Source organism: Pediococcus sp. M21F004 (assembly GCF_051122535.1).
Lineage (GTDB): Bacteria > Bacillota > Bacilli > Lactobacillales > Lactobacillaceae > Pediococcus > Pediococcus inopinatus.
This window is the reverse complement of sequence record NZ_CP177314.1, coordinates 1891653-1909308: the sequence shown is the minus strand read 5'-3', so window position 1 is coordinate 1909308 and position 17656 is coordinate 1891653. Positions and strand designations below refer to the sequence as shown.

Here is a 17656-nt window from a genome sequence, read left to right as displayed (position 1 = left end):
ATTTTAAAAAGTGATGTTTAAAAACATTACTTTTTTAAAATCAAGTTTGCGGCACCTTCATCAGTAACCAAATACGTCTGGTGAGGTGCTAATTTCATGTAAGAACGGATTGCCTGAGCTTTTGTATGCCCACCTGCAACCGCCAAAACATGATCGATTGAATTGATACGTTCGAACTGTAAACCAATTCGAGGCACCCGATAAACGATCTCGCCCTGCTGATTATAAAAACAACCAAAAGCTTCTCCAACTGCTTCCTTTTTTTGTAAAAGATGCAAAATCTTCGGATCAACTTCTCGGCGTTCAGCCATTTCATCGGCGCGACCGATTCCGTGAATCACAACATTACTTTGCTCAATTAGTTGTAAGACCAATTGAACACTCGGTTCTTCCAGTAATGGCTGGTAACTCTTTTCACTCAATTTTTCTGGGACATACATTGATTGGCTTTCACCATGTGTACGTTCCGCCATGATTGAACAAACTGTGTTTGCTTGCATAGCAATTGATTGACCCATACCACCACGACCAGGAACGAAGGTAAGTTGTCGTTTAGTGGATAATTCTGGAGAAAATTCTTTAGCAACTTGTGCCATTGTATTTCCGCCCATCACCACTATTACATTATTACCCTCTGGTAACATTTTTGCAAGTGTATCGTTAAGAATTGTTCCCATTCCATCAAGAACGCGATCTTGATGATCACTATCTCCAGAAATAATAAAACAACGATCAATATTAAGAATCTGTGCTAGTTCCCGTTCCGATTGTTGTAAACCTAACATGCCATCGACCATATTACTTAAACCGTTTAAAGCAGAACGGCCTTCCTTAGTCAATGTCATCCCTGCTGGGGAAGCTTGAATCATCCCCAACTGCCTCAACATATCAGTATGTGTTCGTAAGACTCGTTCACTCATATTAAGATGAATGGCCAATCCACGACGACCAATTGGAGCCATCAGGGCAATTGATCGTAAGACTGAGAAACGTTTTAAAAAAACGTCTATCATGTCTGGTGCGATTGCTTCTAGCCATTTTAGCTCATTTTGCATGATCTCTCTGCTCCCAATTGGGACGTAAGTCGTCCATATGTGTCATTGAACGACCCGACAAATTCAAAATAATTGGCATACACCTAATCAAGTTATTTTTCGGTTGTATACCACTCACTTACATATTGAATTATATCAGGAGCCGCTCTTCATTGCAACTCAAACCCCTATGCAATCTTAAACGTTTTCTTAACCAACCCTCTAATCTGCTTCATACCGCTTTCGTGCCGATGATGACGGAATATTCAAACTTTCTCGATATTTTGCAACTGTCCGTCTAGAAACCTCAATCTTACGTTCTGCCAATTGTTTAACAATTTTTGCATCAGATAATGGTTTACGCTTATCCTCTTCATGAATAAACTTCTGCAATAACTGCTTCACTGTATCAACCGATAAGCCTTCTGGTGATGCATCTGTCTTAGCCACAGCGCTACTAAAAAATGATTTAAGTTCAAAAGTACCAAAGCGCGTTTGTAAATACTTGCCATTGACTGCCCGACTAATTGTGGATTCATGTAAACCCAATTTCAAGGCCACATCTTGTAACAGCAGCGGCCTCAATTCTTTGGTCTTTTCAAGGAAGAAAGCCTGTTGATGTTCAACTAAAACTCTTCCAACCCGTAAAATTGTGTTTTCTCTTTGTTGTAAGCTTCGAGAAATCCAATCGTACTCTTTCTTTTTCCCTTTGACATAGTCCGTTACTTCACTATCTTTTCGTTGTAACATCTTTTGAAAATAACGTTGTTGGAAATGCACGGCAGGTTTAGCCGATCGCGACATTCGAATACTAAGTTCTCCCTCCTCATTTTCCACAATCAAATCTGGAAAAATATATTGAGGACCCTCGTCATTAAAACGAGCGCCTGGCTTCGGGGTTAAGGTCCGGATATAATCAAAAATTTCTTGAATCTCTGCCAAAGTCATTTCTTGCTGCTTAGCAATTAAGGCCCATTTTTTATTTGCTAACTCCTCAAAATTTTCCTTTAAAAGCGTGATCGCATTTTTTGGTGCCCAATCATCGCTCTCAGCCTGAAGTAAAAGACTCTCTTGCAAATTTCTCGCCCCAACGCCCGGCGGATCCAGTTGCTGAATTAACGTTACAGCATCCACCATATCAACCTTGTTACTCCCGGTTTTTTCCATCGCGTCTTCAAGTGAAATGTCCAAGTAGCCATCTTGATCAATATACTCAAGTAAAAATAAAACTAAATTCCGTAAGGGAGTATCTCGCAGTGTGAGATGAATCTGATCAAGTAAATATTCAAACAAGGATTGATGACTGTCATTTGGAATTTGATTCATATAATTTTCATCAACTGATTGTGAAGATGATCTGGACTGCGAACTAATTGGTAGATCTTCTCGACTAGTTGACACATTAATTAATGGATTTTCCAACGCCTTTTGGTTCAAAAAATTTTGTAATTCTTCAACATTATATTGTAGAACTTGAATCGATTGCTGCAACGTCTGGGTCATTGCTAACCGTTGAGCTTGTTTTTGATGTTGATGTAGGCCCTGTTGAATAGCCAAGTAGATCACCTCTTTTTAAATAGCTTGTTTTTTTAAAGTGAATACAGTAAAATTAAAAGGTAGTTTGCGCCGTTAGTGTAGTGGATCGCACGTGAGATTCCGGTTCTTGAGACGCGGGTTCGACTCCCGCATGGCGCATTTTTTTGTACCCAAAATTATTTTAGCCTTTTCAAAAATGTTGTTTCGTCACTGTTGAAAGGGTGTTCATAGTCTTCTAATTATTAAACACTAGTTATTAGATGTCAAACAAAATCATTTAAAAACAATAGTTGCCCACATTTTACAAAATAAAGATAAACCTTATTTAGAGCTGATTATCTTCAGCTCTTTTTTAGAACAAATCACTACCTTTACCATCCACCACACAAAAGTGAAAAAGATTAGAAACATGTTCTCAGGCCTTGTATCATGCCACTGTGATGCTTGATGGAAGCTAGTATTAAGGGGATTAATCAAAAAAAGATTCAAAGCGAGTAAAATTGTTTGACCTTTTTTGACCTTGGCGTTAAGCTATTACTATATTAGTGATGAACTAATAAAATAAAAAATTAAATTTAAAGGGAGGCTACTAAGTTATGAACTTAGTTCCAACAGTTATTGAACAATCATCACGTGGCGAACGTGCTTATGATATCTATTCCCGTTTGTTGAAGGATCGAATCATTATGCTTTCCGGTGCTATCGATGATGACGTTGCTAACTCAATTATTGCCCAGCTTTTGTTTCTTGATGCCCAAGACTCTGAGAAAGATATTTACCTATATATCAACTCTCCCGGTGGTGTTGTAACTGCCGGCCTTGCAATTTACGATACAATGAACTTCATCAAATCTGATGTTCAAACAATCGTAATGGGGATGGCTGCATCTATGGCTAGTGTATTGGCATCGTCTGGTACAAAGGGCAAGCGTTTTGCTTTACCTCATTCAGAAGTGTTGATTCATCAGCCATCTGGTGGTGCTCAAGGACAACAAACTGAAATTGAAATTGTCGCAGAAGAAATTCTAAAGACACGTAAACAATTGAACCAAATCTTGGCTGACAATTCTGGTCAACCATTGAAAGTTATTAATCGTGATACCGAGCGTGATCATTACTTTACAGCTCAAGAAGCTGTTGATTACGGCTTGATTGACGGAATTATGGCCAATAACGAAGATTTAAAGAAGTAACATTTCAGATATTCAAAAAAAGACACTGAGTTTTTATAACTCGGTGTCTTTTTTTGTTTACAGACTCTACGCACGTAATTTATCTGCATATTCATTTAATTTTCGTAGTCGATGGTTAATCCCCGATTTTGAAATTGCACCACTTGGAATCAACTCGCCCAATTCCTTTAAACTGACTTCTTGATTATCCAATCTAACTCGCGCAACCTCTTGAAGTTTTGGTGGTAATTTATTAATTCCTACCATTTCATCAATATATTTAATGTTATTGATTTGTTTACTCGAAGCGTTAGCAACTTTCGTCAAATTAGCATTTTCGCAATTTACAAGCCGATTAACAGAATTGCGCATATCACGAAGAATCCGAACGTCCTCAAATTTCAGCATCGAATTGGTTGCTCCAATTAAAGATAGGAAGTCCGCAATTCGTTCCGCTTCCTTCAAATAGACAATATATCCGCTACGTCGCTCAGTCGAACGCGCATTTAAATGATATCGATTCATCCATTCAGTCAACATTGCGTTGTGTGTTTCATATAAAGAATAAATTTCCAAGTGATATCGACTTGTTTCAGGATTATTAACTGATCCTCCAGCCAAAAATGCACCTCTTAAATAAGAACGGATTTCACCCTCAGTTGTCAGTAAATCATCAGGCACTTTCTCATTAATCTGAAAACCATTCGTTAAAATAGATAAATCTTCCAGAATAGCTTGGGCATTTGTCATCAAACGGACAATATAAAGATTATTTTTCTTGAGCTTCATTTTGCGACGAACAATTAATTCCCCTTCAACAGAGTAAAAATCCTTTAATAGTGTGTAAATTCGTCGCGCAATTGCGGGATTTTCGGTTTGCACACTTAACACTAACTGATGATGAACCAAATTAATTGAACCATTCATGCGAATAAGAGCCATCAATTCAGCTTTTGCATTTTCAGGATGGACTTCAATCCCAGTTAGCTCTTTTTTTACTTCACTTGCATACGACACGAAAATCCCTTCCTTCTAAATTATAATTTTTCTTGCTAACAATTCTTCAAAACACACTGTTTAGTCACAGGCTTTAGGATTTCCTGCCATATTAAACAATTCTTCGGCCACCCGATCACCATCATGAAAAGCTCCGTGGTCGCGCAAACTAAGAAAGTTATTGGAAACCACCCGACAGTTTTGAGCTCTTAAGCCTTTAAAATCGGATCCAACTTGAGTAGAATACTCGTCGTAACGATCATAATCCATGTAGTCATCAGGTACCTTAGCTGTATTTACGAGCACAGTATCGACGAAATTTTGTCCCAAGTGCTCATTCAACACCCGAACATGATCGGAGTCCGTGAAGTTATCCGTTTCGCCTTTTTGAGTCATAATGTTACAAATGTACACAACCTCTGCTGTGGTTTTTAAAACCGCATCCCCAATGTTTGAAATCATCAGATTAGGGAGAATGCTCGTGAATAAGCTTCCGGGTCCAAGCACGATTTCATCCGCATCTAAAATAGCGTCAATGGCCTCTTGAACAGCATGTGGCTTTTCATTCGCCTTCCAAGAGGTTGGCTCTACCCAAATTCGTTTAATTGTTTTATGGGCGGCAGTAATTTCAGACTCTCCTGCCAATTGACTGCCATCACTAAATTCGGCATGAAGCACAAGCGGTTCATCTGAGGCTGGGTAAATATGACCATCAACCTTCATCATTTCGGAAAGTTCCTGGACCGCAGTAAAAATTCCCGATTTCATTTCCGATAAAGCCGCAATAATTAGGTTCCCAATTGCATGTCCAGATAAGAAACTATCATTACTTTTAAATCGATATTGAAAAATATCGAGTTCTAGTTTTGGCAAATCAGAAAGCGCCACAATCACATTACGAATGTCGCCAGGGGGCACAACGTTGACGTAGTTTCGAATGACGCCTGAGGACCCCCCATCATCAGCGACTGTAACAATGGCTGTGATGTCTGCATTTTGTTTTTTTAAGCTTTTTAAGATGACCGGTAAACCAGTCCCACCACCAATCACCACAAATTTAGGGCGATTTTTTGCCGCATGTTTCTTTGTCATGATCGATTCACAGTTTCCTTTCGCTTGTTCATATCACGATGTTGAATATGAACAGTATAGTCGGACTCCAAATCTTCAGCAACACGCTTTGCAATCGCCACAGACCGGTGTTGACCGCCTGTACAGCCAATTGCAATTGTGACTGTCGACTTGCCTTCTTTTTGATAACCAGGCATTACATATTTTAATAATGAAATAAAATGATTATAGAATTTTTCAGTAACAGGTTGTTCCATCACATACTTGTACACAGCATCGTCTAAGCCAGACTTACTCTTTAGCTCTGGCACATAATAAGGGTTAGGTAAGAATCGAACGTCCATCACGATATCTGCATCAATTGGGAGCCCATATTTAAAACCAAAAGAAACCACTTCGATATGGAATTTCCCTGTTGCACCTTCTGTACCAAAATTCTCAAAAATCTGTTCTCGTAATTCACGCGGTGTCATTGAAGTGGTGTCAATCACATATTGCGCATTTGAACGGATTGGGGCCAAAAGTTCTCGTTCCTTACGCACACCATCAATCACACGGCCATCCATTGCTAGCGGATGCGAACGACGTGTTTCTTTATAGCGAGAAATTAATTCCTTATCGGATGTGTCTAGAAAAAGAATTTGAGAATCAATTGTAGCTGGCTCTGAATCCTCATCCGTAAGCATGTGTAAAATTTGGTCATAAAAAGCACGTGACCTTAAATCCACAACCAAGGCAACCTTGTTAATCTTCCCAGACTCTTTAACCAATTCCCAAAACTTAGGTAAGAGTGCGGGTGGCATGTTATCCACACAGAAAAAGCCAAGGTCTTCAAAGCTTTGCATGGCAACTGTTTTCCCAGCTCCACTCATTCCGGTTACAATGACTAATTGCATTTTTTCATCTGTCATTTAAATATCCCCCGTTCATGATAGCTCATTATAACACACCGGGTGTTTCATTTTAAGCTTCGCGCCAAATTTAAAGCTGTCTTAAGTTATGACAGGTAATTAAATTTACGCCTTGCTCTATGAAAAAATCCTCCATGCCATTTAAATTACAAAAAAATCGAAACACCTTCTTTAATAGTCGAGGTGATTTCGATTTTTTTATTAGGCTTTTGCGTCAGTCAAAGAAACTTCTGTAGTCCGTTTCTTATCACGTTTTAAAATCGGCTTTAAATACTGCCCAGTATAACTTTCCTTTACTTCAGCAACTTGTTCAGGTGTACCTGTTGCGACAATTGAACCACCGCCGGCCCCGCCTTCTGGTCCAAGGTCAATTAAATAGTCAGCCGTTTTAATGACATCCAGATTATGTTCGATAACCAAAACGGTATTGCCTTTATCTACTAATCGCTGCAAAACTTCCAATAAACGTTTGATATCGTCAGTATGCAAACCAGTAGTTGGTTCGTCCAAAATGTAGAAACTCTTCCCTGCAGATTGTTTATGCAGTTCAGAAGCAAGCTTCATCCGTTGCGCTTCCCCACCAGATAATGTCGTTGCAGACTGACCCATTTGGACATAACCAAGGCCGACATCCACAATGGTTTGCAGTTTACGCCGAATTTTAGGAATTGGTTCGAAGAAGTTCAAAGCTTCTTCAACGGTCATTTCTAAAACATCCGCAATGCTCTTTCCTTTGTATTTCACTTCAAGGGTTTCTGAATTATACCGCTTTCCCTTGCAAACCTCACAAGGAACATAAACATCTGGTAAAAAGTTCATTTCAATTTTAAGAATTCCATCGCCTTTACATGCTTCACAGCGGCCACCTTTGATATTGAAACTAAAACGACCTTTTTGATACCCACGTAATTTGGCTTCATTGGTTTGCGCAAATAACCCACGAATATCATCAAAGACACTTGTATACGTTGCCGGATTACTTCTTGGAGTCCGCCCAATTGGGCTTTGGTCAATGTTAATAATTTTTTCAATGTTTTTTACACCAGAAATTGATCGATACTTGCCTGGCTTTTCAGAATTACGATTTAATTTTTGTGCTAAAGCGCGTTTTAAAACCATATTAACAAGTGTCGACTTTCCCGATCCGGAAACACCGGTTACAGCTACAAATTTGCCAAGGGGAAAATCCACATTAATATTCTTTAAATTGTTTTCAGACGCACCTTTAATTGTAATCTTCTTACCATTACCTTTACGCCTTTTTAAAGGAACTGGCACAAATTTTTTACCAGCTAAGTATTGGCCAGTTAGCGAAGCCGGGTTCTTTTCAACTTCTTCAGGTGTTCCAGCAGCCATAATTTTGCCACCATTATCACCAGCACCGGGACCAACATCAATTAAGTAATCCGCCGCTCGCATGGTATCTTCATCATGTTCGACAATAATTAATGTGTTCCCAAGATCACGCATCTTCTTTAATGATCCAATTAACCGGTCGTTATCTCGTTGATGTAGTCCAATTGAAGGCTCATCCAAAATATACAAAACACCAGATAAATTAGATCCGATTTGAGTAGCCAATCGAATTCGTTGAGCTTCTCCACCCGATAAAGTCCGGGACGCGCGACTTAAAGTTAAGTATTCTAAACCAACATTTTTAAGAAAAGTTAGCCGATCACGAATTTCTTTTAAAATTGGTTTGGCAATGGCACTTTCTTGTTCAGATAAAACGACATGATTAAAAAAGTCCATCGCATCATTAATTGGCAAACTGGAAACTTCACCAATATGCTGATCCATAACTTTAACACTTCGCGCTTTGCGGTTTAAACGATAACCGTGACACGTTTGACAGGTCAATTCACGCATGTAACCACGCATTACGTCACGTGTGAAATCACTGTTAGTCTCTCGATAACGACGATCCACGTTTTCAATCACGCCCTCAAACTCGGCATCAACATCGCGAACACCACCAAAATCATTTTCATAATGAAAATGAAATGTTTTACCTTTTGATCCATAAAGGACAAAATCTTTATCCGCTTTGCTAAGTTTTTCGAACGGCGTATCCATATCAATTCCAAAAGCATCACAAGCTTGTTCTAATAAGCTTGGATAATATTGTGAACTAATTGGATTCCAAGGCGCCAAGGCACCTTCTCGTAAAGTTTTACTTGTGTCTGGCACAACCAGATCCATATCAACTTCAAGCTTTACACCTAATCCATCACAATCAGGACAGGCTCCAAATGGTGCATTGAAGGAGAATAACCGCGGTTCTAATTCGCCCACTGTGAACCCACAAACTGGGCAAGAATAGTGCTCAGAAAACAAGATTGGTTCACCATTGATCAAATCAGCAGTGGCATACCCACCACTCAAACGCAAAGCAGCTTCAAATGAGTCAAATAAACGGGAGCGAATTCCGTCCTTAACCACAATTCGATCAATCACAATTTCAATGGTATGCATTTTGCTTTTGTTGAGATCAAGCTCTTCTTCAATATCATGAATTTCGCCATCGACCCGAACGCGCACAAAGCCTTCGCGTTTAATTTTTTCAAAGATTTTCTTGTGCTGTCCCTTTTTAGCACGCACAATTGGTGACATAATTTGGAGCTTGGTGCGTTCTGGGAGCGACAATACCTTATCAACCATCTGTTCCACAGATTGACTCGTAATCAGTGTCCCATCATTGGGACAAATAGGATGACCAACCCGGGCCCACAAAAGACGTAAGTAATCATTAATTTCCGTCACAGTTCCCACCGTGGAACGGGGATTTTTAGAGGTCGTTTTTTGGTCAATCGAAATTGCCGGACTTAATCCATCAATTGAATCAACATCTGGCTTATCCATCTGTCCCAAAAACTGACGCGCATATGCTGATAAACTCTCAACATACCGTCGTTGGCCTTCAGCGTACAAGGTATCAAAGGCTAACGAACTTTTTCCTGAACCTGATAAGCCTGTGATTACAACCATTTTATTTTTTGGAATGGTTACATCAATATCTTTTAAATTATGTGCTCGTGCACCATGAATGACAATTTTATCGTTTGCCAAATCCGTTCCCCCTAACCCATTTCGGTCTTTAATTCCATTATTGTATCACGTAATGTCGCAGCCGTTTCAAAGTCCAACTTCTTAGCAGCTGATCGCATTTGATCCGTTAAACTCGCGATCATCTTCTTTTGATCTTCCCGTGACATATCATCAAAATCACTTTCCAAGAAGTCGTCTTTTTTACCAGTATCTTCGTTTTCTTTAGTTGGCGCAATTAAATCACGAATCGATTTTTTAATGGTATGTGGTGTAATATGATGCTCTTCGTTATAAGCTTCCTGAATTTTTCGACGGCGATTAGTCTCATCCATTGTTGCTTGCATTGAATCGGTCACTTTATCCGCATACATGATTACCCGACCATTTTCATTCCGCGCTGCTCGCCCAGAAACCTGAATCAGTGATCGTGTATTACGCAAGAAGCCTTCCTTGTCAGCATCCAAAATTGCAACTAAGGACACCTCTGGCACATCGATTCCTTCACGAAGTAAATTAATTCCAATCAAAGCATCATACTTACCCGTCCGCAAATCACGAATAATTCGGGTTCGCTCAAGCGTCTTAATATCACTATGCAGATAAGCAACTTTGATGCCTAATTCTTTCAGATAATCCGTTAAATCTTCAGCCATCTTTTTCGTCAAAGTAGTGACAAATACCCGTTCGTTACGTTCAGCACGTTTATTAATTTCCCCGACCAAATCATCCATTTGTCCCATAATTGGTCGAACTTCAATTTCAGGATCCAATAAACCAGTCGGCCGAATAATTTGTTCAACCACATGATTAGTTTGTTCTTCTTCATAAGGACCTGGCGTTGCTGACATATAAATAATGTTTTTTACGTGCTTTTCAAATTCCTGTAAAGTTAACGGACGATTGTCCAACGCACTTGGCAAACGAAAACCATAATCAATTAATTGCTGTTTTCGCGAGCGGTCACCATTGTACATTCCCCGAACTTGCGGCATCGTCACATGAGACTCATCGACAACCATCAGAAAATCTTTGGGGAAGAAATCTAGTAAAGTATATGGTGGTTCACCTGGTTTGCGCCCATCCATAAACCGGGAATAGTTTTCAATCCCGTTCGTATAACCCATTTCACGCAACATTTCGACATCATAGGTCGTTCGTTGTTTCAAACGTTGGGCTTCCAACAGCTTTCCTTCACCCTCTAAAACTTTCAAACGATCTTTTAACTCAGCTTCAATCCCGGCAATGGCACCTTCCATTTGATCATCATTTGTCATAAAATGAGTCGCTGGAAAAATCGCCACATGCTCACGATCGCCTACGACTTCACCAGTCAAGGCATCTACTTCACGAATTCGGTCAATCTCATCCCCGAAAAACTCAACTCTCAATGCTTTTTCATCATGTGAAGCCGGAAAAATTTCTACAACATCTCCATGAACTCGAAAACGGCCTCGCTGAAAATCAATATCATTTCGTTCGAACTGAATATCCACAAGTTTTCGTAATAGCTGGTTGCGCTCGATCTGTTGGCCTACTCGCAGTGACACCGTGTGGTTCTTATATTCGGTTGGATCTCCTAAACCAAAAATGCTTGAAACTGAAGCAACAACAATCACGTCATTTCGTTCTAGTAAAGAACTCGTGGCAGAATGTCGAAGCTTATCAATTTCGTCATTAATAGCTGAATCCTTTTCAATATACGTATCACTTGAAGGTACATAGGCTTCGGGCTGATAATAATCGTAATAACTCACAAAATACTCAACAGCATTATTCGGGAAAAATTGTTTGAACTCGCCATAGAGTTGTCCCGCCAAAGTTTTGTTATGTGACAAAATCAGTGTTGGTTTATTAATTTGTTGAATCACATTTGAAATCGTAAATGTTTTTCCAGTTCCAGTTGCTCCCAACAGGATCTGTGCTTTTTCGTCAGCATTAACACCAGAAACCAGTTGTTTGATAGCTTTAGGCTGATCCCCGGTTGGCTTGTAATCCGATACCAATTCAAATTTATTATTATCAGTTCGATCAATCATTTGCGAAAGCCCTCCATTTCGTTCACACAAAAAAAGGAAAGCTATTGCCTTCCTTTACAACAGTGTCTTTAATTTTAACATACCGAACATACTTTCGCTATAATACTGTTTAACTAATAATATGTCTCGTAATTTCCTCTAATTTAGCTTGATCTGTAAACTTCTCCCGCAGCAGATCTGGGAGAACTTCATTTAAGAAATACTGCACAGAAGCCATCGATTGAAACTTCACAATTGTGGTTAAGCTTTCTTTGTAGATCTCTTCATATGTTAATTCAGGGTTTCCCTTTTGAATTTCACCAAATGACTCATACAACAAATCAATTTTATCCGCTACCGACAGAATTTTACCTTCCAGAGTTGAATCTTTTCCTTCTGACAAACGGCGACGGTAAGCAGCGCGAAACTCACTTGGAATTTCAGTATTTACAAAACTTTCTGAAAGTGAATCTTCCACATCAGCTAACATGGCACGCAATTTAGGTGTCGCATACTTAACCGGCGTTTTAATATCGCCAATAAAACGTTCGTTGTAATCGTGATTCAAGGCCTTTTCATAAAGTGATTGCCAGTTTATTGTTTGACCACTATTTTCTTCAACATCACCTAAGAATTGCGCAATCTGGGCGACCTTAAAGGAATGCTCAGCAACAGAATGCTTCTGATATTTAAAAATACCGGGTGCCCGAACTAATGTCTCTAAATTACTCAAACTCTGAATATACTGATGAATTCCCATATGCGATCTCTCCTTTTTAGCTGCAAAAATTTGATTTTCTTTAAGCTACAATAAAACGATCGATTGCTTTTTCAAAGTCAGCAACCTTTTGTTGAGCTGCTTCATTATTATCTGCTGAAGTTCCAATATAGAACTTAATTTTAGGTTCGGTTCCAGATGGACGAATCGCAATCCACGTCCCGTCCTTAAGTTGATACTTTAAAACATTTGAGGTTGGTAAGGCAATTTTTTCGCTCGTACCATCTGAATAAGTGGTTAATTGTTTTTCAAAATCTTCTAATGCCACAACCGGTTGGTCAGCAAATGCGGCTGGCTGTTCTTCTCGGAATTTCGTCATTAGGTTAGCCATTTGCGTTTTGCCATCTACACCAGGAAAATCCTTTGAAATTGTCTTTTCGGCGTAGTAACCGTAAGTCTTAAAGAGATCTTGAATACCGTCGTACAAGGTTTTTCCTTGCTTGCGATAGTACGCCGCAATCTCAGCCAACATGACAATTCCTTGAATGGCATCTTTGTCACGAACAAACGGCTTAATTAAGTATCCGTAACTTTCTTCAAAACCAAACATGAAGGTATGTGCCTTCGTTGTTTCATAACTTTGAATTTGATCAGCAATAAACTTGAACCCGGTTAGGACATTTACCATTTTAGTCTCATGAGCTTCAGCAATTTTAGTTGCTAATTCACTAGATACAATGGATTTCACCGCCACAGCATTCGCTGGTAAAGTGCCATTTTCTTCGCGAGCCGTTAAAATATAATTCAGCATCAAGGCCGCCATCTGGTTACCTGTCAACAATTGGTATTCACCATCAGGTTGACGAACGGCTGCCCCTAAACGATCAGCATCTGGATCGGTAGCCACCAACAAGTCAGCTTTTTGCTTCTTGCCTAATTTAATTGCTAGGTCAAATGTTTGCGCAAATTCTGGATTTGGAAATGGTGTTGTAATAAATTCAGGATCAGCCGTAGCTTGTTCTGGCACCATTGTAAAATCACTAAATCCGGCATTTTGAAGGGCCCGATTCCCCAATACTTTCCCCGTTCCATGCAGTGGTGTATAAATTAACTTCATATCCGCCCCATACTCACGAATTAATTCCAGGTTAATCGTAATTTGTTTAACTTCATCAAGATATGCTTCATCAACATTTTCACCAATTAAAGTCATCAATCCATTTTGACGAAGAACTTGTTCTTTAGCTACTGGCACATCAAAGATATCCGTCACTTTACGAATATAATCTGTTATTTTATCAGATTCTGTCGGTGGCATTTGACCACCATCAGGTCCGTAAATTTTGTATCCATTATATTGTTTCGGGTTATGACTAGCGGTAATCATAATTCCGGCATAAGTTTTCAAATGACGGACTGTGTAAGAAAGTTCAGGTGTGGGACGCATGTCATCAAACACAAAACTTGGAATATGATGGGCTCCTAAAACATGGGCGGCCTCGTGAGCGAATTCCTTTGAGTGATAGCGTGAATCAAAACTAATTGCCACTCCCCGTTGCTTGGTTTTATCATCCAACTCATCCATGAAGTTTGCAAGTCCTTCTGTAGCCTGGCGGACTGTGTATATATTCATGCGGTTAATTCCAGGTCCCATGACCCCCCGCATACCAGCCGTTCCAAATTCCATAGGTGCATAAAAAGCTTCTTCTAACTTTGATTCCTGTCCTTCTAGCTCAGTTAATTCTTCTTTCAAACTTGGTTCTAAATCATCACGTTTTATCCATGATTGATAGGTTTCTTTCCAACTCAAGTTGTTTACCCCCAACTATTTGGCATATTTGTTAATCAATCTAAGTATACTACATTTGCACCCTAACTTTGAACCGTTTTCTTTGGTATAGACTGATTCTTAATTTTTACTTTTGTTTCGGCCCTGCCAACTTATCTAGTTACAAAAAAAGCTTTGAGAATATCTCTTCTCAAAGCTCATCAAAAAAATTAAAATTTTATAAAACAATCTCTTATTTTACCGTTGCCTTAGCCTTCAAATCCTGGATATAAGAGAATACTTGCTGACCGGCAATTCCACCTTCACCAACTGCAGTAGCAATTTGGCGGAGATCTTTTTGACGCACATCGCCAACTGCAAAAATTCCAGGAACTTTGGTACGCATATGATCATCAGTTGGAATCCAACCATTTTCATCAAGAATTGGTAAGTTGTGTAAATTGTCAGTCATTGCATGATTACCAACATAAATAAACACACCAGAAGCTTCAATAAAGCTATCTTCGCCGGTTTTATTATTATTGACCTTCACACCAGTCACTTTTTGATCATCACCAACAATTTCAGTCACATTACTATCCCAAACAAATTCCATTTTTGGATTAGCAAAAGCCCGTTCTTGAGTAATTTTTTGTGCTCTTAATTCACCACGACGATGAATAACAGTTACCTTAGAAGCTAATTGAGTCAGATAGATTCCTTCCTCAATTGCAGAATCTCCACCGCCAACAACAACAAGATGTAATCCCTTAAAGAACGCGCCATCACAGACCGCACAGTACGAAACACCACGGCCACTGTAGGTATCTTCACCAGAAACCCCTAATTTTTTATATTCAGAGCCCGTTCCAATCACAATTGATTTCGTTGTAAATTCGTCAGTATCTGTTTTGACTATCTTTAAATCGCCTTGATCTTCAATGCTTTGAACACTGCCATAAGCGTATTCTGCACCAAATTGAACTGAGCTATCATACATGTCCTTCGCTAGATCTGGGCCTAAAACTGATTTGAATCCAGTATAATTTTCAATTTCTGCCGTATTATTCATTTGACCGCCGTAAATTCCACGATCTAACATTAAGACAGATAAGTTTGCCCGTGAAGCATAAAGCGCGGTTGTCATTCCCGCTGGTCCAGCTCCAATAATAATGACATCATACTCTTTTGCCAAATGCTTGCACCTTCTCTTCCATGTTTTAACATAATATACTATTTTATTTTCTAAATGTCTAATAATTAGCTTACAAAAAGTTAGTTAATTTATTTTTATGTCATATAAGCAAACTGGCAACATCAGAAAAATATTCTGATAATTGCCAGTTTAAAATCATTCACACGATTCATAAATTATTTAGATTTTTTTGCGGTTTTGTCCGTTTTATCTTCCTCAGTCAGTTCAGCACCCAATTGCTTGATGTATGTTCGCAATTCATCACGAACCTCTGGATGATTTAAACCATATTGAATGTTTGTCTTTAAGAAACCAAATTTATTTCCAACGTCAAATCGTTTTCCCGTAAAGACATGGGCAAATACCCGTTGAGTTTTGTTAAGTTCGTTAATTGCATCGGTTAGTTGAACCTCATTACCCTTACCAGGCTTTTGATGTTCCAAAACGCCAAAAATTTCTGGAGTCAACAGATAGCGGCCAATAATTGCATAATCACTTGGAGCATCTTCAGGGCTTGGTTTTTCAACAAAGTTTTCAACGTTAAACAAATCAGGTTTAATTTTAGCTTGAGGTTTAATTACTCCATACTTCGAAACTTCTTTATGAGGAACCTGCATAACTGCCAAAGTAGAAGCATGGGTTTCTTCATAAGAGTTCATCAGCTGCTTAGTTAGTGGAACTTTGTCTTCCATTAAATCATCGCCAAGCATGACCACGAAAGGTTCATCGCCCACAAAATCCTTAGCCATCAAGACAGCGTCACCTAAGCCACGAGGATGTGACTGGCGGATAAAGTACAAATTAATATCAGTGGTTTCTTCAACTAATTTTAAAAGGTTGTCTTTATGCTTAGTTTTCAAGTTGTTTTCCAACTCAGGAACAGAATCAAAATGATCCTCAATTGCGCGTTTACCTTTACCGGTTACAATTAAAATATCTTCAATTCCAGATTTTTTTGCTTCTTCAACTATGAATTGAATCGTTGGTTTATCAACAATTGGCAACATTTCTTTTGGCGAAGCTTTAGTTGCTGGTAAAAATCTTGTTCCCAATCCTGCTGCTGGAATAATCGCTTTTCTAACTCTATCTGACATAAGTAACTCCCCTTTTAACTAAAAATTTTTTATTCAATTTCTGGTTTTCCTTCACGATCCATCAACTCATCAATGGCCGTTTTGACATCCTTATCGTTATACAAAACATCGTAAATAGCATTTGTAATTGGCATATCAATATGATTTTGAGCCGCTAATTCATAAGCAGCCTGAGTTGAAGGAATTCCTTCAATAACCATTCCCATCGTATCAATAACTTCTTTCAAGGGCATCCCTTGTCCAAGCTCGTTACCAGCGCGCCAGTTCCGTGAATGGACACTTGTGGCAGTTACAATTAAATCACCGACCCCAGACAACCCGATGAAAGTTAGAGGCTTCGCGCCCAACGCGACACCGAGCCGACTAATCTCAGCTAATCCTCGGGTCATCAGAGCTGCTTTTGCATCATCTCCATAGCCCAAACCATGTAAGGCACCGGCACCGATGGCAATGATATTTTTAAGGGCAGCACCAGTTTCGACACCAACCACATCATCATTTGTATAAACTCTGAAATATTTATTCATAAACAATTTTTGAATTTTCTTTGCAGCTTTTTCATTAGAGCTAGCTGCCGTAACCAAAGTAATATCTTTTTTAGCTACTTCTTCAGCATGACTTGGACCTGACAGAACGACGGTTGCTTCTCGATTACGTTCTGGAATTTCTTCTTCCAAAACTTGAGAAAGTCGTTTGTGTGTTCCCTGTTCCAGGCCTTTACTTGCATGCACAATAATTGGCTTGTTGCCAGTTTTTTCCAAAACCTCAACCATCTCATTAGCAACCAAGCGCATAACCTTAGTTGGCACTACAAACAACACGACTGCAACACCATCAAGTGCTGCTTCAAGATCATCATAAGCAACTAACTTATCCGAATACTTAAATCCCGGAACATAATGTTCATTAGTGTGCTTCTCGTTTAATTCTTTAACTTGTTCAGATGCGTTTGACCAAACGCGAACGTCATTTCCGTTCTCTGTTAACAGATTGGCCAAAATACTACCCCATGAACCAGCACCTAATACCGCAATTTTCTCAGACATCAATATAACTCCTTATAGTTAATCATTCTTAGTTACTTTACCATTATCTAAC

General features: G+C 39.1%; 13 protein-coding genes and 1 tRNA gene. 2 read left to right on the top strand and 12 right to left on the bottom strand.

The annotated features are described in order from the left end of the window. Positions 1-26: 26 nt before the first annotated feature. A complete protein-coding gene (locus ACLHK8_RS09480; protein WP_057772861.1) occupies positions 27-1055 on the bottom strand; it encodes a sugar-binding transcriptional regulator in 1029 nt (342 codons plus the stop codon). A gap of 201 nt (positions 1056-1256) precedes the next feature. After that, on the bottom strand, positions 1257-2591 hold the full coding sequence (gene rpoN / locus ACLHK8_RS09475; RefSeq protein ID WP_434520318.1) for an RNA polymerase factor sigma-54: 1335 nt from the start codon (positions 2589-2591) through the stop codon (positions 1257-1259). 66 nt (positions 2592-2657) lie between these two features. Between rpoN and ACLHK8_RS09470 the strand changes: the two genes are divergently transcribed. Together ACLHK8_RS09470 and clpP are read left to right on the top strand one after the other, a co-directional pair. Continuing rightward, a tRNA-Arg gene (locus ACLHK8_RS09470) sits at positions 2658-2729 on the top strand. 437 nt (positions 2730-3166) lie between these two features. Then, positions 3167-3763: an ATP-dependent Clp endopeptidase proteolytic subunit ClpP gene (gene clpP, locus ACLHK8_RS09465; protein ID WP_057772857.1), complete on the top strand. Its 597-nt coding sequence runs from the start codon at positions 3167-3169 to the stop codon at positions 3761-3763. A 66-nt stretch (positions 3764-3829) separates the two neighbouring features. Here the strand turns inward: clpP and whiA are convergent, their stop codons facing one another. The 10 genes from whiA to ACLHK8_RS09415 all read right to left on the bottom strand — a co-directional run bounded on the left by whiA (position 3830) and on the right by ACLHK8_RS09415 (position 17604). Further along, entirely contained in the window at positions 3830-4759 is a 930-nt protein-coding gene (gene whiA / locus ACLHK8_RS09460) for a DNA-binding protein WhiA (protein ID WP_057772855.1), read from the bottom strand. Positions 4760-4819: 60 nt separating this feature from the next. Further along, positions 4820-5830, bottom strand: a complete 1011-nt coding sequence (locus ACLHK8_RS09455) for a gluconeogenesis factor YvcK family protein (protein ID WP_057772853.1) — start codon at positions 5828-5830, stop codon at positions 4820-4822. Then, positions 5827-6720 (bottom strand): RNase adapter RapZ, encoded by an 894-nt coding sequence (rapZ, locus tag ACLHK8_RS09450; RefSeq protein ID WP_057772851.1) that lies wholly within the window; start codon positions 6718-6720, stop codon positions 5827-5829. Before rapZ ends, ACLHK8_RS09455 begins: the two co-directional genes overlap by 4 nt. Before the next feature lie 201 nt (positions 6721-6921). After that, a complete protein-coding gene (uvrA, locus tag ACLHK8_RS09445) occupies positions 6922-9789 on the bottom strand; it encodes an excinuclease ABC subunit UvrA (RefSeq protein WP_057772849.1) in 2868 nt (955 codons plus the stop codon). 11 nt (positions 9790-9800) lie between these two features. After that, positions 9801-11804, bottom strand: coding sequence for an excinuclease ABC subunit UvrB (gene uvrB / locus ACLHK8_RS09440; RefSeq protein ID WP_063696825.1), 2004 nt, complete (start codon positions 11802-11804; stop codon positions 9801-9803). Positions 11805-11913: 109 nt separating this feature from the next. Next, a complete protein-coding gene (locus ACLHK8_RS09435; RefSeq protein WP_057772845.1) occupies positions 11914-12543 on the bottom strand; it encodes an HD domain-containing protein in 630 nt (209 codons plus the stop codon). A 40-nt stretch (positions 12544-12583) separates the two neighbouring features. Continuing rightward, a complete protein-coding gene (locus ACLHK8_RS09430) occupies positions 12584-14311 on the bottom strand; it encodes a phospho-sugar mutase (protein ID WP_434520317.1) in 1728 nt (575 codons plus the stop codon). A gap of 211 nt (positions 14312-14522) precedes the next feature. Then, complete coding sequence (trxB, locus tag ACLHK8_RS09425) at positions 14523-15464, bottom strand: thioredoxin-disulfide reductase (protein ID WP_057772840.1); 942 nt, start codon at positions 15462-15464, stop codon at positions 14523-14525. Positions 15465-15640: 176 nt separating this feature from the next. Then, the gene (gene galU, locus ACLHK8_RS09420) at positions 15641-16558 is read right to left on the bottom strand and encodes a UTP--glucose-1-phosphate uridylyltransferase GalU (protein WP_057772838.1); all 918 of its coding nucleotides are present in this window, start codon (positions 16556-16558) and stop codon (positions 15641-15643) included. Positions 16559-16587: 29 nt separating this feature from the next. Next, positions 16588-17604, bottom strand: a complete 1017-nt coding sequence (locus ACLHK8_RS09415) for an NAD(P)H-dependent glycerol-3-phosphate dehydrogenase (RefSeq protein WP_057772836.1) — start codon at positions 17602-17604, stop codon at positions 16588-16590. Between the last annotated feature and the right edge of the window lie 52 nt (positions 17605-17656).